21 protein-coding genes and 3 pseudogenes are annotated in these 22,817 nt (G+C 63.5%); 13 read left to right on the forward strand and 11 right to left on the reverse strand.

Annotated elements, in window-relative coordinates; all coding sequences use genetic code 11:
* The first annotated feature begins 57 nt into the window (after nt 1-57).
* On the forward strand, nt 58-252 hold the full coding sequence (locus LPW29_RS11340) for a CPXCG motif-containing cysteine-rich protein (RefSeq protein ID WP_090254403.1): 195 nt from the start codon (nt 58-60) through the stop codon (nt 250-252).
* A 4-nt stretch (nt 253-256) separates the two neighbouring features.
* Here LPW29_RS11340 and LPW29_RS11345 read toward each other — a convergent pair whose 3' ends face one another.
* The 10 genes and pseudogenes from LPW29_RS11345 to apbC form a co-directional block, all read right to left on the reverse strand.
* A complete protein-coding gene (locus LPW29_RS11345) occupies nt 257-1,828 on the reverse strand; it encodes a lipoyl protein ligase domain-containing protein (protein ID WP_090254405.1) in 1,572 nt (523 codons plus the stop codon).
* Nucleotides 1,825-2,718, reverse strand: a complete 894-nt coding sequence (gene ubiV, locus LPW29_RS11350; RefSeq protein ID WP_238628099.1) for a ubiquinone anaerobic biosynthesis protein UbiV — start codon at nt 2,716-2,718, stop codon at nt 1,825-1,827. Before ubiV ends, LPW29_RS11345 begins: the two co-directional genes overlap by 4 nt.
* A complete protein-coding gene (gene ubiU / locus LPW29_RS11355; RefSeq protein ID WP_443112354.1) occupies nt 2,715-3,716 on the reverse strand; it encodes a ubiquinone anaerobic biosynthesis protein UbiU in 1,002 nt (333 codons plus the stop codon). Before ubiU ends, ubiV begins: the two co-directional genes overlap by 4 nt.
* A 14-nt stretch (nt 3,717-3,730) precedes the next feature.
* The gene (locus LPW29_RS11360; protein WP_090254411.1) at nt 3,731-4,687 is read right to left on the reverse strand and encodes a TIGR01212 family radical SAM protein; all 957 of its coding nucleotides are present in this window, start codon (nt 4,685-4,687) and stop codon (nt 3,731-3,733) included.
* Between the two features lie 3 nt (nt 4,688-4,690).
* Entirely contained in the window at nt 4,691-5,320 is a 630-nt protein-coding gene (locus LPW29_RS11365; RefSeq protein WP_238628101.1) for a TatD family nuclease-associated radical SAM protein, read from the reverse strand.
* A 268-nt stretch (nt 5,321-5,588) separates the two neighbouring features.
* Nucleotides 5,589-7,298 carry a DUF262 domain-containing protein gene (locus LPW29_RS11370; RefSeq protein WP_238628102.1) on the reverse strand — a complete coding sequence of 570 codons (1,710 nt, stop codon included), beginning with the start codon at nt 7,296-7,298 and terminating at the stop codon, nt 5,589-5,591.
* 90 nt (nt 7,299-7,388) lie between these two features.
* Nucleotides 7,389-7,613, reverse strand: a pseudogene (locus LPW29_RS11375) (dCTP deaminase); the annotation flags it as partial.
* Nucleotides 7,614-8,684: pseudogene (locus LPW29_RS11380) on the reverse strand (dCTP deaminase domain-containing protein); the annotation flags it as partial.
* A 57-nt stretch (nt 8,685-8,741) separates the two neighbouring features.
* Nucleotides 8,742-9,092, reverse strand: a pseudogene (locus tag LPW29_RS11385) (dCTP deaminase); the annotation flags it as partial.
* A 3-nt stretch (nt 9,093-9,095) separates the two neighbouring features.
* Nucleotides 9,096-10,187 carry an iron-sulfur cluster carrier protein ApbC gene (gene apbC, locus LPW29_RS11390; RefSeq protein WP_238628103.1) on the reverse strand — a complete coding sequence of 364 codons (1,092 nt, stop codon included), beginning with the start codon at nt 10,185-10,187 and terminating at the stop codon, nt 9,096-9,098.
* Between the two features lie 272 nt (nt 10,188-10,459).
* Between apbC and metG the strand changes: the two genes are divergently transcribed.
* Nucleotides 10,460-12,487 (forward strand): methionine--tRNA ligase, encoded by a 2,028-nt coding sequence (metG, locus tag LPW29_RS11395; protein WP_238628104.1) that lies wholly within the window; start codon nt 10,460-10,462, stop codon nt 12,485-12,487.
* 209 nt (nt 12,488-12,696) lie between these two features.
* Here metG and LPW29_RS11400 read toward each other — a convergent pair whose 3' ends face one another.
* The gene (locus LPW29_RS11400) at nt 12,697-12,909 is read right to left on the reverse strand and encodes a hypothetical protein (protein ID WP_238628105.1); all 213 of its coding nucleotides are present in this window, start codon (nt 12,907-12,909) and stop codon (nt 12,697-12,699) included.
* A 178-nt stretch (nt 12,910-13,087) separates the two neighbouring features.
* Between LPW29_RS11400 and cysB the strand changes: the two genes are divergently transcribed.
* From cysB to nth, 11 genes are all read left to right on the forward strand, one after another.
* Nucleotides 13,088-14,062, forward strand: coding sequence for an HTH-type transcriptional regulator CysB (gene cysB, locus LPW29_RS11405; protein ID WP_238628106.1), 975 nt, complete (start codon nt 13,088-13,090; stop codon nt 14,060-14,062).
* A 106-nt stretch (nt 14,063-14,168) separates the two neighbouring features.
* Nucleotides 14,169-15,158: a LysR substrate-binding domain-containing protein gene (locus LPW29_RS11410; protein ID WP_090254426.1), complete on the forward strand. Its 990-nt coding sequence runs from the start codon at nt 14,169-14,171 to the stop codon at nt 15,156-15,158.
* Nucleotides 15,159-15,359: 201 nt separating this feature from the next.
* Entirely contained in the window at nt 15,360-15,986 is a 627-nt protein-coding gene (locus tag LPW29_RS11415; protein ID WP_238628107.1) for a methylthioribulose 1-phosphate dehydratase, read from the forward strand.
* Nucleotides 15,983-16,705 carry an acireductone synthase gene (mtnC, locus tag LPW29_RS11420; RefSeq protein WP_238628108.1) on the forward strand — a complete coding sequence of 241 codons (723 nt, stop codon included), beginning with the start codon at nt 15,983-15,985 and terminating at the stop codon, nt 16,703-16,705. Before LPW29_RS11415 ends, mtnC begins: the two co-directional genes overlap by 4 nt.
* Nucleotides 16,706-16,729: 24 nt before the next feature.
* On the forward strand, nt 16,730-17,308 hold the full coding sequence (gene rsxA / locus LPW29_RS11425; protein ID WP_090254433.1) for an electron transport complex subunit RsxA: 579 nt from the start codon (nt 16,730-16,732) through the stop codon (nt 17,306-17,308).
* Nucleotides 17,309-17,345: 37 nt separating this feature from the next.
* Nucleotides 17,346-17,927: an electron transport complex subunit RsxB gene (rsxB, locus tag LPW29_RS11430; protein WP_238628109.1), complete on the forward strand. Its 582-nt coding sequence runs from the start codon at nt 17,346-17,348 to the stop codon at nt 17,925-17,927.
* A gap of 39 nt (nt 17,928-17,966) precedes the next feature.
* Nucleotides 17,967-19,601 carry an electron transport complex subunit RsxC gene (rsxC, locus tag LPW29_RS11435; RefSeq protein ID WP_238628110.1) on the forward strand — a complete coding sequence of 545 codons (1,635 nt, stop codon included), beginning with the start codon at nt 17,967-17,969 and terminating at the stop codon, nt 19,599-19,601.
* A gap of 79 nt (nt 19,602-19,680) precedes the next feature.
* The gene (gene rsxD, locus LPW29_RS11440) at nt 19,681-20,727 is read left to right on the forward strand and encodes an electron transport complex subunit RsxD (RefSeq protein ID WP_238628111.1); all 1,047 of its coding nucleotides are present in this window, start codon (nt 19,681-19,683) and stop codon (nt 20,725-20,727) included.
* Between the two features lie 4 nt (nt 20,728-20,731).
* Nucleotides 20,732-21,409 carry an electron transport complex subunit RsxG gene (gene rsxG / locus LPW29_RS11445; RefSeq protein WP_238628112.1) on the forward strand — a complete coding sequence of 226 codons (678 nt, stop codon included), beginning with the start codon at nt 20,732-20,734 and terminating at the stop codon, nt 21,407-21,409.
* On the forward strand, nt 21,402-22,094 hold the full coding sequence (locus LPW29_RS11450; RefSeq protein ID WP_238628113.1) for an electron transport complex subunit E: 693 nt from the start codon (nt 21,402-21,404) through the stop codon (nt 22,092-22,094). The genes rsxG and LPW29_RS11450 overlap by 8 nt, the downstream gene beginning before the upstream one ends.
* Nucleotides 22,095-22,118: 24 nt before the next feature.
* Complete coding sequence (gene nth / locus LPW29_RS11455; RefSeq protein WP_238628114.1) at nt 22,119-22,751, forward strand: endonuclease III; 633 nt, start codon at nt 22,119-22,121, stop codon at nt 22,749-22,751.
* Nucleotides 22,752-22,817: the final 66 nt, after the last annotated feature.

Below are 22,817 nucleotides of genomic sequence, written 5' to 3' on the forward strand. Positions count from 1 at the left end.
CCCCTCTCCCCTCTGGGGAGAGGGGTTGGGGTGAGGGGCAAGAGGGGCCCGATAAACATGACCCATCCGCTCGAATTCATCACCACCCAGTGCCCCCACTGCGGCGAGACCTTCGAAACCCGCGTGGATATCCTGGAGATGGGTGACAGCTACGTGGAGGACTGCCCCACCTGCTGCAGTCCCATCGAATTCCATATCCAGGAAACCATGGATGGCGAACTGGAAGTGACCGTGCGTCGTGAAAACGACTGAACAGTCACGACGAATCGGGTAGCTTCGGCACCCACACCATCACCTTCTCCAGCAGTTCCCCATCCAGTTGGGCCTCGGCAGTGAAACGGCCTTCGTAGGCCTCGTCCTCCTGCCCCAGTTCATAACAGTTGGAACCGCTGATATCCATGAGCACCGCCGGCATACCCGCATGACGAAAGGCGTGGATGCGCTTGAGGTAAAAGTGGCGGCAGCACATGCCCACGTAGGCTGGCACACCCCGGGCCCGCATCTGTTCCAGTACATCACAGAGATGCTCATACTGGGTAATGGTCACCACCTCCAGCCCCCGCTCCCGGGCCAGACGATAGGCTTCACCCACCTCGCAGGCCCCGCACTCGGGGCAGCCATCCTCGTGGCGCCATCGACACCAGGCCGGCTTGGCGCAATAAGGCACCAGCATCACCGTGGCACGATCCAGGATCTGCCGGGCGGTCTCGTTGCCGGTCACCCGGTGCACCATCAAACGATTGGCCTGCCAGTTGGACAGCCCCAGGGCCTGCTCGGAGCGACGCCCCAGGGCCAGGCGCAGCAGCAAGGACAACTCATCGGGCCCAAAACCCGGCGTCTGCCCCGCTTCGGTGCGAAGACGGCGGATCAGACGCACCTCGGCGGCGTCCAGCGGGGCACCGGTGAGGGCATCGGCCAGGGAGCGGAACAGGTCGGGGGGTGAGACATGCACGGCACCGGCGAAGACGGCCTTCTCGATCACACGGCCTTCTGCATCCGGCGTGAGTCGCAGGTTCAACACGCCACCGGCGGTGGACAGGAAGGCCTCCCAATGATCCTGGTGCTGATCGGACCAGTCCTCCAGCAGCCCCGGATCCACCGCCGGAGGTGATCGGCCCTGATCCAGAGCCATCCAGCGATCAGGCGGCGCGGCCACCGGCTCCAGGGCCAGCTCTTTCATCAGGGCCTCGGTCACTGCCGCCTTGGCGGCCTCCATATGGGGGGCCGCATCAGAGAGTTCCTGCAGGGTGATGAAGCGCTGACGGGCGCTGAGGATGCCCTGACTGCTGAGCTTCTCCCGAGGGGCGCGCAGCACCTTGAGCAGCACTTCCGTATCCAGGTCTTCCAGCAGCACCGCCTGGTAGAGCACCGCCTCGGCATCCATGGCCAGGAAGCCCGACCCCAGCTTGCGGCCGTCCACTTCCAGGTCATTGGGAAACGCCGTGCGCGCGGGTACGCCCAGGCTTTGCAGGGCGCGGGCCAGGGCCCGGTTGAGACGGGCCATCAGGGCGGTGAGGGTATCCCCTTCCCCCAACCAATGCCGGGGCAGGCTCAGGCTCAGGCAGCACTGTTCGGGGGCCAGATACAGGGCACCGCCACCCGTGAGGCGGCGCACCACGGGGATGCCGGCATCGGCGCAGTAGTCCTCGCGCACGGCTTGGCATACCGCCTCGAACCGCCCCAGACTGGCGGTGGGCTGATAGCGGTGAAACCGCAGCCGCGCCTCGTCCGCCGCCACGCAGCCCTCAAGATGGAGACGATCTCGCGCAGCCTGCACGGAACCCGGCGCAGTGGGCTCGCTCCACACCCGGCAGGGCCGGGTGCTCATGCCGATAAGCTCTCCTGCCAGTTCATGCCGGCCTCGCCCTTCCAGTAACCATTGGAAAATCTCGGATACAGGCCCTTGATCTGTTCCATGGCCTGGGCCGAGGAGCGGGTGCCCTCGATGCAGTCGCGGAAGGCCTGGATCACCTGCTCGGTGCCCTCGGGTTCCGGGGAGATGCGCAGCACCTCCACGCCCATGTCCAGCAGTTCCGGCACGGCGTGGATCAGATTGGCGGGGTCGGCCGACTGCAACTGAATGCCGTTGATGTTGAGGAAATCGTTGCCGTCCTGGGTGGTCATGGACAGCCCGCCGGGATAGTCGATGCAGGCCAGCTCGCAGTTGTCCTTGGGCAGGTTGCGAGCCCGGGCGGTGAAGCAACGGGCGGAAAAGGCCAGGGGCAGACGCCCGAAGCCCCACACCTCGGTCTCCAGCCCCTGAGGGCGGGCTGCATGCATGGCCGCCAGGATGTCCCGGGACAGCTCCACCGGCATCACCCAGCGCACCGCACCCACATCGGCCAGTTCCGCCAGGGTGCCGGCATTGTAGGTGTTGATGTGGGGGCCGGCCACAAAGGGCTTGCCCATGGCCAGACCCAGACCGGTGGCGTCGTTGGCCTCGATCATGTAGCGGCCGTTGTTCACCAGGCGCTCAAGGGCAAGGCGCTCGGATTCCGCCTCCATGAGGGCCAGGGTGGACATGACCACTGTCTTGCCGGCTGCGCTCAGGTGATCGGCCAGTTCCAGCCAGTCGGCGGGGCGCAGTTCGCGGCGCTTGGAGCACACCGTCTCGCCCAGGTAGACGATGTCCACCGGGGCGGCCTCCACGGCCTTGTAGAAGTCCATGACCCGTTCGCGGGGCCAGTAATATTGAATCGGTCCCAGAGAAAGTTTCATTGCCAGGCTCTGTGCAAGGCACCCAGGGTCTGGGTGCGTCCTTCGGACATGCCGGCGAGCTGCTGGGCCCATTCCGGCTTCGGCGTATAATTGTCGGGGTTGGCGTGTACGGCATCCAGGGCCTGACGCATCACCTGTGTGGCCTTGCCCACGTAGGCGGGGCTGCGCTGGCGGCCTTCCAGCTTGATGGCCTTGACGCCCGCCTTGAGCAGGTCGGGCAGGATGTCCAGGGTGCTCAGGCTGGTGGGCTCCTCGATGGCATACACGGTGTCCTCGCCGTTGCCCACGTGATAGCGGCCCTTGCAGATCACCGGATATCCGGCGCTCTCGCCTTCCCGGAAGGTGTCGATGAGCACGCCGTTGAGGCGGGCCTCGCGGCCACGATCGGTCTCGATCCAGCGCACGGAGTGGGCCGGAGAGCAGGCCCCCTTGGTGTTGGGGGAATCGCCAGTGGCATACGAAGAGAGCATGCAGCGCCCTTCCACCATCACGCACAGGCTGCCAAAACCGAACACCTCGATATCCACCTTGGTGCGCTCGATCACCTGGGCCACCTGGGACAGGGACAGCACCCGCGGCAGCACAGCGCGACGCACGCCATAGCGATCGTGGTAGAAGTTGAGGGCCTCGGCGGTGGTGGCCGAGCCCTGCACGGACAGGTGCAGGGTGAGATCCGGATGGTTGTCAGCGGCATGACGCATCAGGCCCAGATCCGCCAGGATGACGGCGTCCACACCCTCGGCGGCGGCGGCATCCACCGCCTCGGTGGCAGCCTTCCAGATATCCGGTTGCGGATAGGTGTTCAGGGCCATGTACACCTTGGTGCCCTTGCCATGAGCATAGGCGATGCCCTTGGCCAGTGCCTTGCGGTCGAAATTCAGGCCCGGAAAGTTACGGGCATTGGTCTCGCCGCGCAGGCTCAGGTAGACGGCGTCGGCACCGTGGTCCACCGCTGTACGCAGCGCGGGCAGGCCACCGGCAGGGCAGACCAGCTCCATACGTTGTGGGTTCATCAACAACTCTCCTGGGTTCCGGGAAGGTGACTGTCTGGGTAGGGATGGCGCGCACCCTGACGGGTGCCCCGGCGCGTGAGTTCCTGTTCGATGCCATTGATCGCGTTCCACTTGCTGGCGCACCAGTCAGGGGCCAGCAGCAGGGGTTCGCGGGCGGTGGCGGTGAGGCGGTGGAACACCACCTCCGGTGGGGTCATCTCGATAAGGTCCACGGCGGTGTTCACGTATTCGTTCAGGCTCCAGGGGCGGTACTCTCCGGCGCGCCACTGACGGGCCAGTTGCGTGCCGCGCACCACGTGCAGGGGGTGGAGCTTGAGGCCATCGGTGCCCTCGTTGAGCACCCGGCTCAGGGTCTCGCGCTGGTGCCAGGGCGTCTCGCCGGGCAGGCCGTGGATCAGGTGGGTGCACACCAGCAGTCCGCGACGGCGGGCACGGCGCACGGCGTCCTTGTATTCGCCGAAGCCATGACCCCGGTTAACCCGGTTGAGGGTCTCGTCAAAGGCGGTCTGCAGACCCAGTTCCAGCCAGATGAGATAGCCCTGATCCCGGTAGGCGCACAGCAGATCCAGCACCTTGTCCGGCACGCAGTCGGGGCGTGTGCCGATGGCCAGCCCCACCACGCCGGGTTGTTCCAGGGCGGCATCATAGAGGTGCTTGAGGCGATCCACCTCGGCATAGGTGTTGGTGTAGGCCTGAAAATAGGCCAGATACAGGCTGGCGCCATTGCGCCGGACAATGATCTCGCGGCCGGCCTGGAGTTGACGGGCCACCTCGCCACCGTCCTGCCCCTGGGGTGCAAAGCTGTCGTTGTTGCAGAAGGTGCAGCCACCGCGGCCGCGGGTGCCATCCATGTTGGGACAGACGAACCCGGCGCTCACGGTGAGCTTGTGTACTCGCTGGCCGAAACGGGCCTTGAGGTCACGGCCCAGGGTGTTGACGCGGTCACTCAACCCCACGGGTCAACCCACCTTGTCCAGCACACGGCGCCGGAAACCCACGCCCAGATCCCGGGCGATGGCCTCGCAGGCAGCGATGTCCACGCCTGCCAGGCCATCCACGGCGGTGAGGGTGACCTCGGGCACATGGGCCCGGGCCTTGCGGGCGAAGTCCAGCAGGGCAGCATGGCTGCCAGGGAGTTTGGGGCGGCAGTGGCGCTCGTAGGTGAGTTCGTCCTGTGCGTTCAGCGAGATGGACAGGGCATCGATGCAGCCGGCCATCTCCGGGGTCACGTCACGGCCGTGGACCAGGTTGGCCAGGCCATCGGTGTTGATGCGCACGCTGCGGGCACCCCGCGCCTTGACCTCACGGGCCACTTCGAGGATGTCTTCCAGTCGCAAGGTGGGCTCGCCCAGACCGCAGAAGACCACCGCATCCCACTGGGCCGGGTCGCCCACGGCCTCGATCATCTCGGCCACGGTGGGGTCGGCGTGCATGCGCAGGCCGTAGCCCTGCACGTCCCAGGTCTTGTTGAACTTGGGGCAGAAGGCGCAGCGCAGCGTGCAGCGATTGGTCACATTCAGGTAACGGCGCCCGTGTAGCGTGTAGCCCACCACGCGTTCGGCGTCGTGGTGGTTGGCCGTCTGTTGCATGTCGTATAGAACCTCTGTGGCATGCGGTCCGGGCGGCTGAAAACCCGCCCCGCCGACCGCGGCGCAGGTGTGCCGGGAAAGCCTACATTAAACCTCAAGTATGGGGGTGCTGTCATGCCCCTGATGGAGGATAAGCTCGTGGCAGGCCCCCTGTCTGGATGATTGGCTGATGGAAATCCATCGGGTCAACGCCCCGCGCCGCCGCCGCACCCCACCGCTGGTTCCCGAAGGTCAGCCATGGGCTTGAGCAGTTCACCTCGCCATCGACTCAGTTGATTTTCCAGATGGTCGCGGCCAAGTCAGCCAGTTTTCTTTGCCGTGCTTCTATCCTCGCTTCGTCCCATTCATCATATCGCTCCGCAATGGCGCGAGTGATCGTGAATTGACTCTTGAGATAGGCCTCTCGTTTGACCGCAAAACCATCATTGCCAAGATCCCGATTTGCAGTCGCCTCCAGCGGCGTCATGTTGCCTAGACGATAAACGCAGCGCTCCCGCTGATGATCATCCATGGCATTCCAGGCTTCAGAGGGGCTCTCTGGCAGGATGTGCTCCAGATTGTAGGCGCTACTCTCGAAATCCAGATCCAGCCCCGAGCGCTGCCTCTCCAACTCAAACAGGATATACCGCACGACCTTCTTGTTACGCGTATTCGTGGTTTTCAGTGCCTTGACGGTAAACGCTGCCTTGAACGCCCTATCATCAGGATAAATCTCATTCAATGCCATGAGCACATGATTGAGCCCTGTGTATTCACCCCCACTTAGCTTGCGGGCCATCTCATTGTAGACGCGCTCCTGCTCATGGGTTTGCAGACTGCAGATCACGTTATAGCGCAGTGATACCACCGACACAGCCCTCAGGATCCGGGTAAAGCTCGCGCGGTCCGCATCGTGGAAACAGCGATAACACGCCATGAGCATGGCCAGCGGCTGACGAACATTGAACATCAACAACTGCTGAAGCGCTTCGCGCTCTTCACGCTGCCAGCCCTGATGCATGGGGTCCCGCAGCGCCGCATAGGTTTCGGCTGAATGATCCAGCTGGCGCACCAACTCAAAGGCATGGTCTCGTGTCGTCACGCGACGGCGAATGGTCTTGAACAACTCCGATTTACGCACCAGCTTGTTTTGGCTATTCCAGAATACCCGCAGGAACTCGGGGAAACTTTCGCTCCCCAGTAAGCCCACAATGCGCTCCCAACGATCTTCCAGTGCCTTCATCTCTGTCTCGTGCAATTCCCCACTGCTGATCAACGAGAACAGATAGTTTTTCAGCAGATCGGTAGCAGAAAGACGCACACCACGGGCATTCAGGGTCTCGAAGACCTTGAAGGCGTTCAGTTCATCCGTCACCGTGATGACGGTGAAGAACAGCTTGTCCACCAGGCCATCCAGCATGGCTGCGAACTCCCGCCCACTGTCCGGAGTGCGACCAAAGCGCTGGACAAATCGCTCCTTGAACCAGACAAATGCCTTGCGCAGCTGATGTTCGGAGGCATGCAGATTCCTCTGCGGCAGCTGCTCCAAAGGCACGAGATAAGTCTGGTAAAAGCGGTTGTTATGACGGTTCAGTTCCAGTTTGGAACGCGGGATCAGCGTCACAGGGTCCACGTAACCAATGTAGGCATTACGGAGAAACTCCTTGCGGCGCCGATTATCATCGGCATCATGACCCGCCGCCACCAGATCCTGGAGATAGGCCAGCCCGGCAAGGATCATCACACTGATGGTTGTGATCCGCTGCTGCCCGTCGATGATATCGAAGCGTTTGCTGTCGGAGGACTGCAACACCAAATAGCCCATGTAGTGGGCAACCTCTCCATCCTCTTCAAAGAGCGCAACGATGTCTTGCCAGAGGTCATCCCACTCATCATCGGACCAGGAATAGTCACGCTGAAAGGGAGGCACCCGATAGCTCAGACCGTTACCCAGTAGCTGCCGAAAGGTGCTGTTGGCCGTGTTGAAGTTCATCGACATTGACGAATGACCCCGCCTGCCCGTCTCAATAGTGGCTCGCCTCCCCAAGGGCCCTGTTTGAGAGCGCCGTGTCCGGTCCCGCAAAGATCATCATGTCCTCGGCAGGGTCACCCCCCGCTGCCCTTGGTACTTACCGCCCCGATCCTTGTAGGACACATCGCACAACTCATCCGACTCCAGGAACAGCATCTGCGCCACGCCTTCATTGGCGTAGATCCGCGCCGGCAGCGGCGTGGTGTTGGAAAACTCCAGCGTCACATGGCCCTCCCACTCTGGCTCCAAGGGCGTTACATTGACGATAATGCCGCAATTGCTGACGAATACGCCGGACTCAAGGGCGAAGTTGCCGGCTTCCGGAACCGTCAGGCAGTACACGTCATGATCGCCGGGAAGCTCCTTGATGGACTTCACCTTATGGTTGTGCCTGACCTGTCCCTGCACACCTCGGAAGGATGCCAACTCCTGCGGGAAGCGCAGGAACACGGAGCGATCACAATTGAGCAGGCGAGCTGCACCACGGATGGATCCAGTCCGCTCAAGGGCCTCGCGGACCACATCTGCGGTGATTTCTTCCCGCAAGTTAATACTGCGAGCCAGGGCGGCCTGACGGGACCGGCGCTCACCCCGATCCCGCGACCACGCGCTGCGGGAGATACGCGAAGACAGCTCCCGAGCCGCCGGATCGGTGTAGTAGCGCAGCATGGCTTCGCGCTGCTGTGAGCGACGCTCGTCGGTCCAGGCATCCAGGCGCTTCTGTCGCAACGACTCCCTGACCTTCTCATAGCGCGGCTCAGTCCAGAACTGCCTGGCACGTCGGGATTGTGCCGCCCGATAGCGGGACAGCCACTGAGGATCCTCACGCAAACGTTCCAGGGCCTGGCGAATGGATTCGCTGTGCTCATCCGGGTCGAAATCCTCGCCATAACTGCGTTCATTATGCAGGCGGATATGCTCGGAGGCTTCCATGCGCTCGATATTCCAGGGCATGTTGTTCCGGCGATCCATATCCTTGTGGTGGCGATGTGTGCCCGGCTCGTCGGCATAGATGCCATTACGAAGATTCCATTCGTCGGCCAGTCGGTGGGTGGGATAAAGGTGTCCGTTGAGAGGCTGATAGACGACCTCGTACCCGCGTGCCAACTGCCGATACAGCGGCATCAAGGAATCCCCGTCCCGCAGCTCATGGGCCTGCACCCGGCGACCGTCGCGTCGGAGGAATTCATGATCCGGCGTGCAATGAATCACTTCGTCATTGTCCAGGGTGACCGCCATCAGTGCATCGCGACCAATGAAGCGGGGCGCTTCCAGCAATGTCACGATGATGCGGCCGTATTCACCGATGCTGTAGCCCCAGAACCACTCGCCCTGCTCCGCACGCCTGGCCATGTCCTCCAGCGTGGGCGCGGTGCCGTCAGCCAGGGCCACCCGGGTATCCCCACGAAAACAGCGGGCATAGGTGCTCTTGCCTAGACAGACGGTCAGAACACTCCGCGGAATCCGGAAATACTCCATGGTATGCGCCAGCGCAAAGGAGTTGGGCGGGATGATGCAGACGTCCGACTTCACATCCACGAAGCTGCGCTCGTCGAAGTGCTTGGGATCGACGATGGTGGAGTTGATGTTGGTGAACACCTTGAATTCATCCGCGCAGCGTACGTCGTAGCCGTAGCTGGAGGTGCCGTAGGAGATGATGCGTTCATCTCCGACATAGCGCACCTGGCCCGGCTCGAAGGGCTCGATCATGCCGTGTTCTTCCGCCATGCGGCGGATCCAGTGGTCGGATTTGATGGACATGGGTCAGGTGTTCTGGATGACGATGTTGGGGAACTTGGAACTGAAGTCCTTGGCCTGGGTGGCCAGGCGCGCGGCGGAGCGGCGGGCGATCTCCCGGTAGATCTCGGCCACGCGGCCTTCCGGATCGGCCACCACGGTGGGATTGCCTCCATCCACCTGCTCACGGATATGCATGTCCAGCGGCAGGGCGCCCAGGAACTCGGCGCCGTATTCCTCGGCCATGCGCTCGCCGCCGCCCTGGCCGAAGATATGCTCTTCGTGGCCGCAATTGGAGCAGATGTGGATGCTCATGTTCTCCACCACACCCAGCACGGGCACGTCCACCTTCTCGAACATCTTCAGGCCCTTGCGGGCATCCAGCAGGGCGATGTCCTGGGGGGTGGTGACGATGATGGCGCCGCTCACCGGGATCTTCTGCGCCAGGGTGAGCTGGGTGTCGCCGGTGCCCGGGGGCAGGTCGATGATCAGGTAATCCAGTTCCGACCAGTTGGTGTCGCGCAGCAGCTGCTCCAGGGCCTGGGTGACCATGGGGCCACGCCAGATCATGGGGGTGTCCTCTTCGATGAGGAAGCCGATGGACATGGCCTGCAGGCCATGATTCTCCATGGGCTGCATGGTCTTGCCGTCCTTGGTCTCCGGCTTGCCGGAGATGCCCAGCATGCGCGGCTGACTGGGGCCGTAGATGTCCGCGTCCAGGATGCCCACGGTGGCGCCTTCGGCCTTCAAGGCCAGGGCCAGATTGACGGCGGTGGTGGACTTGCCCACGCCGCCTTTGCCGGAGGCCACGGCGATGATGTTCTTGATGCCTTCCAGGGGCTTGAGGGTGCGCTGCACCGCATGGGCGACGATGCGGGTAGCAATGTTCACCGACACCTGATCAACGCCGTCGATGGCCTTGAGCTTGTCCTCCACCAGGCGCGTGAGCTCGCCATGCCAACCGGCTGCCGGATAGCCCAGGGTGAGTTGCACGGTCACCGAGGCACCGTCGATCTGGATGTCCTTCACCTCGTTGGCGGACACAAGGTCCTTGTCCAGGTAAGGATCCTGAATCTCCTTGAGGGCCGTTTCAATCTTGAGCCGAGACAGTTCCGCCATGTTCTTCACTCCGCAATCTTGCAATCCCCGGGATTCTACACGATGGCAGCCTGACCCCAACCCCTATGCCCCGACGGCCCTCACCCCAACCCCTCTCCCGCCAGCGGGAGAGGGGCAACCCCCCCCCTCTCTCCCCCGAGGGAGAGGGGCTACAACTCCCTTCTCCCCTCGGGGGAGAAGGGCTGGGGATGAGGGGAGGCGGCGGGCACGTTCGCTGGCCCGCCCGCCGGGAAACTGTTAACTTCAACGGTTTTCCCCGTAGCGTCCCGATCATGACATCCCACACCCGCAACATCCTCGTCACCAGTGCCCTGCCCTATGCCAACGGACCCATCCACCTGGGGCATCTGGTGGAATACATCCAGACCGACATCTGGGTGCGCTTTCAAAAGACCCGTGGCCATCGCTGCCTGTACGTGTGTGCCGATGACGCCCACGGCACCCCCATCATGCTCAAGGCCCGCAGCGAGGGCATCACGCCGGATGAACTCATCGAACGCATCGGTCAGGAACACCGCCAGGACTTCGCCGGCTTTCTGGTGAATTTCGACAACTACCACAGCACCCATTCCCCCGAGAATCGGCATTTCGCCGAGCTCATCTACGGTCGGCTGAAGGAAAAGGGCCACATCGCCCGGCGCACCATCCGCCAGGCCTACGACCCCGAGGCAGGCATGTTCCTGCCGGACCGGTTCATCAAGGGCGAATGCCCCCGCTGCGGCGCCGCCGACCAGTACGGCGACTCCTGCGAGGCCTGCGGGGCCACCTACACCCCCACGGACCTGAAGAATCCGGTGTCCGCCATCTCCGGCGCCACCCCCGTGGAGAGGGAATCCGAGCACTACTTCTTCCAGCTGGCCGACTTTCACAAGATGCTGCGGGACTGGACCGGCTCCGGCAGCCTGCAGGGGGAGATCCGCAACAAGCTGCGGGAGTGGTTCGAGGCGGGCCTGAATGACTGGGACATCTCCCGGGACGCCCCTTACTGGGGCTTCGAGATCCCCGACGCCCCGGGCAAGTTCTTCTATGTGTGGCTGGACGCCCCCATCGGCTACATGGCCAGCTTCCAGAACTACTGCGATCAGCACGGCCTGGACTTCAACGCCTGGTGGAACCCGGACAGCGACACGGAACTGCACCACTTCATCGGCAAGGACATCGCCTACTTCCATACCTTGTTCTGGCCGGCCATGCTGCATGGGGCCGGTTTCCGTGCCCCCACGGCGGTGCACTGCCACGGGTTTCTCACCGTCAATGGCCAGAAGATGTCCAAGTCCCGGGGCACCTTCATCAAGGCCAGCACGTACCTGGAGCACCTGCAACCGGAATACCTGCGCTACTACTTTGCCGCCAAGCTGGGCCCCGGCGTGGACGACATCGACCTGTCCCTGGACGACTTCATCGCCCGGGTGAACAGCGACCTGGTGGGCAAGGTGGTGAACATTGCCTCACGCTGTGCCGGCTTCATTCACAAGCGATTCGAGGGACGGCTGGCTGAGACACTGCCCGATCCGGACCTGTATGACCGCTTCCGTCGCGCCGGTGACGAAATTGCCGGCCTGTATGAGCGCCGCGAATTCGGGCAAGCCATGCGGGTGATCATGTCCCTGGCAGATACCGCCAACCAGTATGTGGATGAGCAAAAGCCCTGGGTGCTGGCCAAGCAGGAGGACACCCTGCCCCAGGTTCAGGGCATCTGCACCCAGGGGATCAACCTGTTCCGGGTGCTGATGACCTACCTCAAGCCCGTGCTGCCAGCCATGGCCGAACGGGCCGAGACCTTCCTGAATGTGGAACCGCTGACCTGGGATGCGGTGGCCAAGCCCCTGACCGGGGCGCGCATCAACACCTATGAGCCGCTGATGACCCGGGTGGACCCGGTGGCCGTTCAGGCCCTGCTGGAAGCCTCGAAGGAGAGCCTGGAGCCGACTCCGTCAAAACCCACGGGGCCGTTGGCGAAGGATCCGATTCGCGATGAGATCAGCTTTGATGATTTTGCCAAGGTGGACCTGCGCATCGCCCGCATCGCTCAGGCGGAGCATGTGAAGGGGGCGGACAAGCTGCTGCGTCTCACCCTGGACCTGGGGGGCGAGACGCGTCAGGTCTTTGCCGGGATCAAGTCGGCCTACGACCCGGCGGACCTGGAAGGCCGACTGACAGTCATGGTGGCCAACCTGGCGCCGCGCAAGATGAAGTTTGGTGTTTCCGAGGGGATGGTGCTGGCCGCCGGGCCCGGCGGCAAGGATCTGTTCATCCTGTCGCCGGACGAGGGGGCCGAGCCGGGGATGCGGGTGAAGTGAGGTGGCGGGTTCGCCCCTCACCCCAACCCCTCTCCCCTGAGGGGAGAGGGGCTATCAATGGGGGCCTTGACTTTCCCTGAGGGGAGAGGGGCTATCGATGGGGGCCTTGACTTTCCCTGAGGGGAGAGGGGCTATCGATGAGGGCCTTGACTCCCTTCTCCCCTCGGGGGAGAAGGGCTGGGGATGAGGGGGGGCGGTGGGCGCGCACCTTACCCCGCGGCGACCGGCAGCGGATGATCAAAACGAGGCTGCGACGGGAACGCCGCGCCGGCCCCCTGCCGGGAGCGGGACTGGCGTACGCCGTCCAGTTCTGCCTCCACCTTCTTGAGCTCCCGCTCCAGACTCACCATCCGCCGACGCAGGGCCGCTTCGCGTTGGATGGTGCTGTATTCCTGCCCGGATACTGGATGTGCGTGGCTCATGACGGGTCACCTCTTGCGCTTTATCAATAATGATGACCCAAACCTAGCAGTCCGATAGACTCCTTTGAAAGAATATTAAATTCTTCATCAATCACCCCAGGGCATAAATCCCACCCCCAGGATAAGCGGATTCCCGAGTAACGGATCCGACGACATCGGCACCCAAGAGCCCCCGCCCATGAAACTCCAGCAATTCCGATACCTGCAGGCCATCGTCGAGAATAACCTCAACGTCACCGAGGCAGCCGAACGGCTGTTCACCTCCCAGCCCGGGGTGAGCAAGCAGGTCAAATTGCTGGAACAAGAACTGGGGCTGGAAATCTTTCACCGCACTGGCAAGCACTTCGCGCACGTGACGCCGGCGGGACAGAAGATCCTGGCGCGGGCGGAGAACATCCTCAAGGAGGTGGAAAATATCCGCGCCATGGCCGAGGAGTTTCGTGACGAGGATCGGGGCAGTCTGAGCATTGCCACCACCCACACCCAGGCCCGCTACTTCCTGCCCCCCCTGATCACCCGCTTTCGCGAGCGCTACCCCCGGGTGCACCTGCTGATTCACCAGGGCAACCCGGAACAGATCGCCCAGATGGCCGCCTCAGGTCAGGTGGACTTTGCCATCGCCACCGAGGCCATCGCCCTGCATCGGGAACTGATCATGGTGCCAGCCTATCGGTGGCGCCATGGCGTGGTGGTCACTCCGGAACACCCCCTGGCCACCGCGAAGCCGCTCACCCTGGGGGCCGTGGCCGAGCACCCCATCGTCACCTACGTGCACGGCTTCACCGGACGCGGCCGGCTGGAACAGGACTTTCAACAACAGGGGCTCACCCCGGAGATCGTCCTGAGCGCAGCGGACTCGGACGTGATCAAGACCTATGTGCGGCTGGGGCTGGGGGTGGGCATCATTGCCCACATGGCCTTCGAGGAGGCCACAGACACGGATCTGACCTACCTGCCGGCGGAAGGGCTGTTCAGCGAGCACATCACCCGGGTGGGGTTCCGACAGGGCATGTATCTGCGCCGTTATATGGGATACTTCATGTCGCTGATCGCGCCACACCTGGACCAGCCAAGCCTGGAACAGGCCCTGTCGGCGCGGAATCAGGAGGCCGTGGACGCCCTGTTTGCAGACGTAAGCCTGCCAGTGCATTGATCCCACGCCAACGGCACGCCATAACACAAAATTATTTGCATATGTATAATTGCAGCAACATGCATTCCGCGCGACCGGCATCACGGCGTCACAGGATCCCATTTTCATGAAACTCCAGCAACTCCGCTATCTGCAGGCCATCGCCCGTTATAACCTGAACATCTCCGAGGCGGCGGACCGTTTGATGACCTCGCAGCCGGGCATCAGCAAGCAGATTCGTCTGCTGGAGGAGGAACTGGGCGTGCCGCTGTTCCAGCGCAACGGCAAACACCTGTCGGGCATGACCCCGGTGGGTCGGCGCATCCTGGCCTACAGCGACACCATTCTGAGGGAGGTGGAGAACATCCGTAGCGCCGCCGAAGAGGCCCGGGACGAACAGGCCGGGGATCTGCGCATCGCCACCACCCACGCCCAGGCCCGCTACATCCTGCCCCCGATCGTGGATGCCTTCAAGCACCGATTCCCCAAGGTGCGGGTGCAGATTCATCAGGGCACGCCGCGCCAGATCGCCGAGATGCTCAGTCACGACGAAGTGGACTTCATCATCGGCACCGAACCCCTGCTCGCCTCCGGGCAAGTGATCATGCTACCCGCCTATCGCTGGACCCATTGCGTGGTCGTGCCCACGGGACACGAACTGGCGCACGAAAAGGCCATCCCGCTGGAGCGACTGGCAGATTACCCCATCGTGACCTACCTGGATGGATTCAGCGGACGCACCAAGATGGACTCGGATTTCCGCCGCGCAGGCCTCACCCCGGACATCGTCCTCACCGCCGCCGACGCGGACGTGATCAAGACCTACGTCCGTCACGGCATGGGGGTGGGCATCATCGCCCGCATCGCCCTGGAGGCAGGTCATGACGATGACCTGGTTCCCCTGGAGACGCAGCCAGCCTTTTCCGAGAACATCACCCGCATCGGCTTCCGCCGCGGCGCCTGGATGCGCACCTACATGTTCGACTTCATCACCCTGCTGGCCCCGCACCTCACTCACGAACAGGTGGCCAGCGCCGTTCAGGAACTGGATCCGGAGGCGGTGGAACGCCTGTTTGCCAACACCGATCTCCCCACGGGACAACCTGCCTGGTCATGACCCCGTGGGAGCGCCCCTCGGCCGCGAAGGCGTTCCCGCCAGCCACCACGAGACTGTTCCACCCCCGATGTCAGCCGAAGAGGCCGGTGAGCGGGCTGACCGTTCACGGCCAGGGGCCGCTCTCACCTGGCGCTGCGGGATGGACGTGCGTGTCCCCCTCGCGTACATTAGCCGGCTGCTTTTCCCTATGATCCCACAGGTATGCACGAACTTAACGAGCACCACGGTGACACCGCCGACGCATTGATCTCGGCGGCCCGGTTCTCCTTTGAACGGGGCTGGATGCCAGCCGCCGCCGGCAATCTTTCGGCTCGCCTGGACGATGATCGCATGCTGATCACCGAGGCCGGCCAGCACAAGGGCCTGCTGGACCAGGACGGGCTGATGCTGGTGGACCTGGAGGGCAACGTGCTCTCCCCCGACAAACAGCCCTCGGCCGAGACCTTCCTGCATATCATTCTGTACCGGCGCTGGCCCCGGATCGGCGCCGTGATCCATACCCACTCGGTGAATACCACGGTGCTCTCCCGCTGCGCCCAGGGGGGGCAGATCCAGTTGCGGGATTACGAACTGCTCAAGGCCCTGCCGGGCGTGACTTCCCATGATGCCGAGGTGATCGTCCCCGTCTTCGGCAACGATCAGGACATCCCGCAACTGGCCGCCCGGGTGGATGAGCACATGACCCACCATCCGGAATTGCTGGGCTACCTGATCGAAGGGCACGGCTTCTACACCTGGGGCGAGGACATCGCCCAGGCCCGGCACCATGCGGAGGCCTTTGAATTCCTGTTTGAGTGTGAACTGAACATGCGCAGACTGACCCCATGATCCAAGCCATCCTCACCGATATCGAAGGGACACTGTCCAGCCTCAGCTTTACCCGCGAGGTGCTGTTCCCCTATGCCGCACGCCGGCTGCCAGACTTCGTGCGGGAGAACGGCCGCGAACCGGAGGTCAAACGCCTGCTGGCCGACGTGCGCGCCTACGCCGGCCGCTCCCTGGATGACGAGGCCCTGATCGAACGCATGCTGGCCTGGATGGAGGTGGACCAGAAGATCACCCCACTCAAGGCCCTGCAGGGGCTGATCTGGGAGGAAGGCTTTGGGCGCGGCGACTTTACCGGCCATGTCCACGCCGACGCGGTGGACTGCCTGCGCCGCTGGCACGACAGCGGGATTGCCCTGTATGTGTTCTCCTCTGGCTCCGTACACACCCAGCAGATGCTCCTGGGGTACAGCCAGGCCGGCGATCTGAGCCCCTTGTTCACCAACCACTTCGATACCCGCGTGGGCGGCAAGAAACAGATTGCCGCCTACAAGGCCATTGCCGAGCGCATCGCCATACCGCCGGGGCGCATCCTGTTCCTGTCCGACACGGTGGACGAGCTGGATGCCGCCGGCTCCGCCGGCCTGCGCACCACGTGCATCCGCCGCGCCGATGATCCACGTGACGCCGGCGGTCATCCTTGTGCAGCTGACTTTTACGGGGTGGAGGTGAACGGAGACCCCAGTGTCCGCCCGGTTGAAGCCGACCACGCCGGTGATTGATACTCACTGAACGGCGGGAGATCCATGTCCGAGTACGCACTCATTCTGGTCAGTACGGTACTGGTCAATAACTTCGTCCTGGTGAAGTTCCTGGGGCTGTGCCCGTTCATGGGCGTTTCCCGGAAGGTGGAGACCGCCGCCGGCATGGGGCTGGCCACCACCTTCGTGCTCACCCTGTCATCGGTGTGCAGCTTCCTGGTAAATGAGTATCTGCTGGCACCGTTCGGCCTGGAATACCTGCGCACCATCTCCTTCATCCTGGTGATCGCGGCGGTGGTGCAGTTCACTGAGATGGTGGTGCACAAGACCAGCCCCCTGCTTTATAACGTGTTGGGGATCTTTTTGCCCCTGATCACCACTAACTGTGCTGTACTGGGCGTCGCACTGCTGAATGTGCAGGAAATGCATGGCTTCGTGGAATCGGTACTGTACGGCCTGGGCGCTGCCATCGGTTTCTCGGTGGTACTGGTGCTGTTCGCGGCCATGCGCGAGCGCATCGCCGCAGCCGACGTACCCAAGCCATTCAAGGGCAGTGCCATCGCCCTGGTGACCGCCGGGCTCATGTCCCTGGCCTTCATGGGATTCATCGGCCTGACCCCCTGAGGCGCCCGCCGCGCCCCTTCAAGACAGGTAACCGCCTATGCTCGCTGCCGTTCTTGTCATCAGCTCGCTGTCTGCCGTCTTCGGGCTCATCCTGGGCTATTCTGCGGTGCGCTTTCGCGTGGAAAGCGACCCGGTGGTCGACCAGATCGACGACATGCTGCCGCAGACCCAGTGTGGCCAGTGCGGGTATCCCGGCTGCCGTCCCTACGCCGAGGCCATCGCCGCAGGGACGGCAGACATCAACCTGTGCCCACCGGGTGGCAACAACACCGTACTGGCCCTGGCCGATCTACTGGGCCGGGACGCCAAGCCCGTGGAGGGCGACGTCAAGGAGAAGGCACGTGCGGTGATCGATGAGAATACCTGCATCGGTTGCACCCTGTGCCTGCAGGCCTGCCCGGTGGATGCCATCGTGGGCGCCCCCAAGCAACTGCATACGGTGATTGGCCCGCAATGCACCGGCTGTGAGCTATGCATCAGCCCCTGCCCGGTGGATTGCATTCGGATGGAGCCCATTCCCAAGGATCTGAGCAGCTGGAAATGGCCCCTGCCCCTGGAGCGTCCCGATGGACGCATTCGCCTGGCAGACCTGGCTCAACAATCGGCCTCCGGCGTCTGAGCCCGGAGCGACGCCCCGTTTCAGTTACAATTGCACCCGATGACAGCAACCCCGCACAAACTCTGGCGTTTCAACGGCGGCCTCAAGCTGCCCGATCACAAGGCCGAGAGCACCCAGGAGACCGTGTTCAAGCCACCGCTGGCCGACTGCCTGACGCTGCCCCTGCGGCAGCATATCGGCGAGCTGGCACAGCCGGTGGTGAAGGCCGGCGACAAGGTCTACAAGGGACAGATCATTGCCCGTTGCGACACCTACGTGGGCGCCCATATCCACGCGCCCACGTCCGGTCGCGTGCGCGGCATCGAGGACCACCCGGTACCGCACCCCTCCGGCCTCACGGCACCCTGCGTGGTGATCGAGGTCGATGGTGACGAGGACTGGGGCGAGCACCGCATGCCCCCCATTGAGGATTTGCAGAATCTGGACCCGGCACGCCTGCGCCACCGGGTGCGCGAGGGGGGCCTGGTGGGCATGGGCGGCGCCGCCTTCCCCTCGGCGGTCAAGCTCAACCCCCGACCGCAGCAGACCGTCGACACCGTGGTAGTCAACGGTGCCGAGTGCGAGCCCTATATCACCTGCGACGACATGCTCATGCGTACCCGGGCAGACGCGGTAATCCAGGGGTTGCTGCTGGTCAAGCGCGCCCTGCAGCCTCGGCAGTGCCTGATCGGCATCGAGGACAACAAGCCCGAAGCGCTACGTGCAATGACCGAGGCCCTGGGGGGCGAGGAAAACGACAATATCCGCATTGTCGCCCTGCCCAGCCGGTATCCGACCGGGGGCGAGCGACAGCTCATCCGGGTGCTCACCGGTCGCGAGGTACCCAGCGAGGGGCTACCCGCCGACGTGGGTGTGGTCTGTCACAACGTGGGCACCCTGGCCAATATCTATCGGGCGGTGATCCGCGGCGAGCCCTTGATTTCCCGCATCGTCACCGTCACCGGCAGCGGCGTGCAGCGGCCACGCAATCTGCGCGTGCCCTTTGGCACCCCCATCAGCCACCTGGTGGCCCACGCCGGCGGCTACAGCGACAACGTGGAACGCCTCATCATGGGCGGCCCCATGATGGGGTTTGCCCTGGCCAGCGACCAGGTGCCCATCATCAAGGGCACCAACTGCATCCTGGCGGCCCGGAGCGAGGAGGTGGACTCCCCTGGCCCGGTGATGCCCTGCATCCGCTGTGGCGAATGCGTCCGGGTGTGCCCCGCCAACCTGCTGCCCCAGCAGTTGTACTGGTTTACCCGGGCACGGGATTTCGACAAGGCCCAGGACTACAGCCTGTTCGACTGTATTGAATGTGGCTGCTGCGCCCATGTGTGCCCCAGCAACATCCCCCTGGTGCAGTTCTACCGCTTCGCCAAGAACGAGATCTGGTCACAGGAGCGGGAAAAACAGGAGGCCGATGCCGCCCGCGTGCGCCATGAACTGCGTCAGGAACGCCTGGCCCGGGAGAAACGGGAAAAGGCCGAACGCATGAACCGCAAGAAGCAGGCCCTGAACGATGACTCCGCCGCAGACAAGCCCGCCACCGCGGGCGGCGATCCCAAGAAGGCAGCCATCCAGGCGGCCCTGGAGCGGGCCCAGGCGAAAAAGGCCTCCCAGGGTGGCGACACCACCCAGACTGATCAGACAAAGCCTTCCTCAGACATCGGGACACAGGAAAAAACCCGGTGAACCACGGCCCGATGTCCCCCGCGGCCCCCACCCGGGCCCGGGGGACATCGGGCCGCCTCATTGAACAAGACGGCCACTGATGCGTTTCAAGACCTTTACATCCCCCCACATGAGCCCGGCCCGCAGCGTCAACCGGGTGATGCGACAGGTACTGTATGCCCTGGTGCCCGGCACCGTGGCCATCGCCTGGTTCTTCGGCTGGGGGGTACTGGTCAACGTGCTGCTGGCAGTCACCGTGGCGCTGGCTGCTGAGGCCTTGATGCTGATGGCGCGTCGGCGGCCTGTGAAGCCATTTGTCACCGATCTGTCCGCCGTGGTCTGCGGATGGCTGTTCGCCCTCGCCGTCCCACCACTCACCCCCTGGTGGATCACCCTGATCGGCGTGGGCTTTGCCATTGTGGTGGCCAAGCATCTGTATGGCGGCCTGGGTTACAACCCCTTCAACCCCGCCATGGTGGGCTACGTGGCCATGGTGATCTCCTTCCCTCGGGAGATGACCCTGTGGCTGCCGCCCGAGACCCTGGCGGAGATGGCCTTCAACCTGCCCCAGACCCTGCAGGTGATCTTCCTGGGCCAGCTGCCGGCGGGCCTGACCTGGGACATGATCACCGGCGCCACCCCACTGGATCGCATCCAGACGGAACTGGCCATGGATCGCAGCCTCAGCGAGATTCAGGCGTCTCCCTTTTTCGGGGCCGTGGCCGGACGAGGCTGGGAGTGGGTCAACCTGATCTTCCTGCTGGGTGGCCTGTGGTTGATCCAGCGGCGCGTGATCACCTGGCACGCACCGGTGGCCATGCTGGTTTCGCTGGCGCTGATCTCCGGACTGTTCTGGCTGATCAATCCGGAGGTGTACGCCTCGCCCCTGTTTCACCTGTTCAGCGGGGCGGCCATTTTGGGCGCCTTCTTTATTGCCACCGACCCGGTATCCGGCAGCACCACCCCCATGGGGCGACTCGTGTTCGGTGCCGGGGTGGGGCTTCTCGCCTACGTGATTCGTGCCTGGGGCAGCTATGCCGATGGGGTGGCCTTTGCCATCCTGCTCATGAACATGATGGCGCCCACCATTGATCACTACACCCAGCCTCGGGTCTTCGGCAAGACGCCGGCGCGCAAGGAGGGCTGAGGGGATGGCACGCAACATCATCATCTCCACCGTCCTGCTGGCCCTGTTCGGCCTGGTGGGCACCGCCCTGGTGGCCCTGGTCTTCGAGGGCACGCAGGATCGTATTGCCGCCAACATCGAGGCAGCCACACTGGCCAATCTCAATGAGATCCTGCCGGCGGAGCGCTATGACAACGCCATTCTGGAGGACACGGTGGAACTCTCCGACCCCCTGCTGGGTGGAGACGACCAACGGGTGTATCGGGCCCGCCAGGAAGGTAAACCGGTGGCGGCCGTGTTCACGGTGGTGGCCCGGGACGGCTATGCGGGCGATATCCACATGCTGGTGGGTGTACAGGCCGATGGCGAAGTGGCTGGCGTGCGCGTGATCCGCCACCGGGAAACACCGGGCCTGGGAGATGACATTGAGGCGGCCCGGTCCGACTGGATTCTGGACTTTGACGGGCGCTCCCTGGGGGATCCACCTCGGGAAGACTGGGCAGTGCGGCGCGACGGTGGCATCTTCGACCAGTTCACAGGGGCCACCATCACCCCCCGGGCCGTGGTGCACGCCGTGCGTAATACCCTGATGTATTTCGAGGACCACCGGGAACAGGTCTTTGAACCCTTGCCGGAAGCGGAACAGGCCGCCGACGACACCCCACACACCGACGACACAGTGCAGGGCGAGATCGATGAGTGACACTTCCTATCGCCAGATCATTGTCGATGGTCTCTGGCATAACAATCCAGGCATGGTTCAGCTGCTTGGGCTATGCCCGTTGCTGGCCATTTCCGGGACTGTGGTCAACGCCCTGGGGCTGGGCCTGGCCACCACGCTGACGCTGATCGCCTCCAATCTTGCGGTGTCCACCATCCGCAACTGGGTGCGTCCCGAGATCCGCATCCCGGTCTACGTACTCATCATTGCCTCGGTGGTCACGGCCATCGAGTTGTCCATGAACGCATATTTTCACGAGCTTTATCTCATCCTGGGGATCTTCATTCCCCTGATCGTCACCAACTGCGCCATCATCGGGCGTGCCGAGGCCTTCGCGTCCAAAAACACCCTGCCCCGGGCCTTCGTGGATGGCCTCACCATGGGCCTGGGCTTCACGGGGGTGCTGGTGGCCCTGGGGGCCATGCGCGAGGCCCTGGGCCATGGCACTCTGTTCGATCAGGCGCACCTCATGTTTGGAGAGGCCGCGCGCGGACTCACCATCACCCTGGTGGAGGACTACCGGGGCTTCCTGCTGGCCATCCTGCCCCCGGGCGCCTTCATTGGCCTGGGCCTGCTGCTGGCGCTGAAAAACTGGATCGATGACCGGCTGGAGCGCCGCGAAGCCCGACGCCGCCAGGCAGTCACCCTCAAGGAGGCAGAGGCATAGATCTCGCGCCATACACCAACTCACATGAACAATCAGAAACGCCGGGAAATCTTCACGCGCTGGCGTGAAGCCAACCCCAAGCCCACCACCGAGCTTGACTACACCACCCCCTTCGAGCTGCTCATCGCCGTCATCCTGTCGGCACAGGCCACCGACAAGGGGGTGAATAAGGCCACAGCCAGCCTGTTCCCGGTGGCCAATACCCCGGAGGCCATTCTCGCCCTGGGGCTGGAGGGGCTGAAGGCGCATATCCGCACCATCGGCCTGTACAACGCCAAGGCAGAGAACATCCTCAAGACCTGTCGCATCCTGGTAGCGCACCACAACAGTCAGGTGCCCCAGGAACGCGCCGCTCTGGAAGCCCTGCCGGGCGTGGGCCGCAAGACCGCCAATGTCATCCTGAATACCGCCTTTGGTGAACCCACCATTGCGGTGGACACCCATATCTTCCGGGTGGCCAACCGCACCGGCCTGGCCCCGGGGAAGACCCCGCTGGCGGTGGAGCAGCGCCTGCTTAAGGTGGTGCCCGCAGAGTTCCGTCGCGACGCCCACCACTGGCTGATCCTCCATGGTCGCTACACCTGTATCGCCCGCGCGCCCCGCTGTGGTGACTGCCTGATTGCCGATCTGTGTGATTTCAAGGAGAAGACCCCGTAAGGGCCCCTCTATCCGCCCAACGGTGGTGACCACCGATGGAGAAGTGCGGAGCTTTGTGCCAAACTC

It is taken from the genome of Ectothiorhodospira sp. 9100, from assembly GCF_022227565.1.
Lineage (GTDB): Bacteria > Pseudomonadota > Gammaproteobacteria > Ectothiorhodospirales > Ectothiorhodospiraceae > Ectothiorhodospira > Ectothiorhodospira marina.

Excerpts from the sequence above, each read along its gene's own strand:
- LPW29_RS11450 (WP_238628113.1), top strand. The coding sequence starts at position 21,402 with ATGAGTGACACTTCCTATCGCCAGATCATTGTCGATGGTCTCTGGCAT.
- rsxA (WP_090254433.1), top strand. The coding sequence starts at position 16,730 with ATGTCCGAGTACGCACTCATTCTGGTCAGTACGGTACTGGTCAATAAC.
- LPW29_RS11365 (WP_238628101.1), bottom strand. The coding sequence starts at position 5,320 with ATGCAACAGACGGCCAACCACCACGACGCCGAACGCGTGGTGGGCTAC.
- LPW29_RS11415 (WP_238628107.1), top strand. The coding sequence starts at position 15,360 with ATGCACGAACTTAACGAGCACCACGGTGACACCGCCGACGCATTGATC.
- apbC (WP_238628103.1), bottom strand. The coding sequence starts at position 10,187 with ATGGCGGAACTGTCTCGGCTCAAGATTGAAACGGCCCTCAAGGAGATT.
- mtnC (WP_238628108.1), top strand. The coding sequence starts at position 15,983 with ATGATCCAAGCCATCCTCACCGATATCGAAGGGACACTGTCCAGCCTC.
- LPW29_RS11400 (WP_238628105.1), bottom strand. The coding sequence starts at position 12,909 with ATGAGCCACGCACATCCAGTATCCGGGCAGGAATACAGCACCATCCAA.
- rsxC (WP_238628110.1), top strand. The coding sequence starts at position 17,967 with ATGACAGCAACCCCGCACAAACTCTGGCGTTTCAACGGCGGCCTCAAG.
- cysB (WP_238628106.1), top strand. The coding sequence starts at position 13,088 with ATGAAACTCCAGCAATTCCGATACCTGCAGGCCATCGTCGAGAATAAC.
- nth (WP_238628114.1), top strand. The coding sequence starts at position 22,119 with ATGAACAATCAGAAACGCCGGGAAATCTTCACGCGCTGGCGTGAAGCC.
- rsxG (WP_238628112.1), top strand. The coding sequence starts at position 20,732 with ATGGCACGCAACATCATCATCTCCACCGTCCTGCTGGCCCTGTTCGGC.
- ubiU (WP_443112354.1), bottom strand. The coding sequence starts at position 3,716 with ATGGAGCTGGTCTGCCCTGCCGGTGGCCTGCCCGCGCTGCGTACAGCG.
- LPW29_RS11410 (WP_090254426.1), top strand. The coding sequence starts at position 14,169 with ATGAAACTCCAGCAACTCCGCTATCTGCAGGCCATCGCCCGTTATAAC.
- rsxB (WP_238628109.1), top strand. The coding sequence starts at position 17,346 with ATGCTCGCTGCCGTTCTTGTCATCAGCTCGCTGTCTGCCGTCTTCGGG.
- LPW29_RS11345 (WP_090254405.1), bottom strand. The coding sequence starts at position 1,828 with ATGAGCACCCGGCCCTGCCGGGTGTGGAGCGAGCCCACTGCGCCGGGT.
- metG (WP_238628104.1), top strand. The coding sequence starts at position 10,460 with ATGACATCCCACACCCGCAACATCCTCGTCACCAGTGCCCTGCCCTAT.
- LPW29_RS11340 (WP_090254403.1), top strand. The coding sequence starts at position 58 with ATGACCCATCCGCTCGAATTCATCACCACCCAGTGCCCCCACTGCGGC.
- LPW29_RS11370 (WP_238628102.1), bottom strand. The coding sequence starts at position 7,298 with ATGTCGATGAACTTCAACACGGCCAACAGCACCTTTCGGCAGCTACTG.
- ubiV (WP_238628099.1), bottom strand. The coding sequence starts at position 2,718 with ATGAAACTTTCTCTGGGACCGATTCAATATTACTGGCCCCGCGAACGG.
- rsxD (WP_238628111.1), top strand. The coding sequence starts at position 19,681 with ATGCGTTTCAAGACCTTTACATCCCCCCACATGAGCCCGGCCCGCAGC.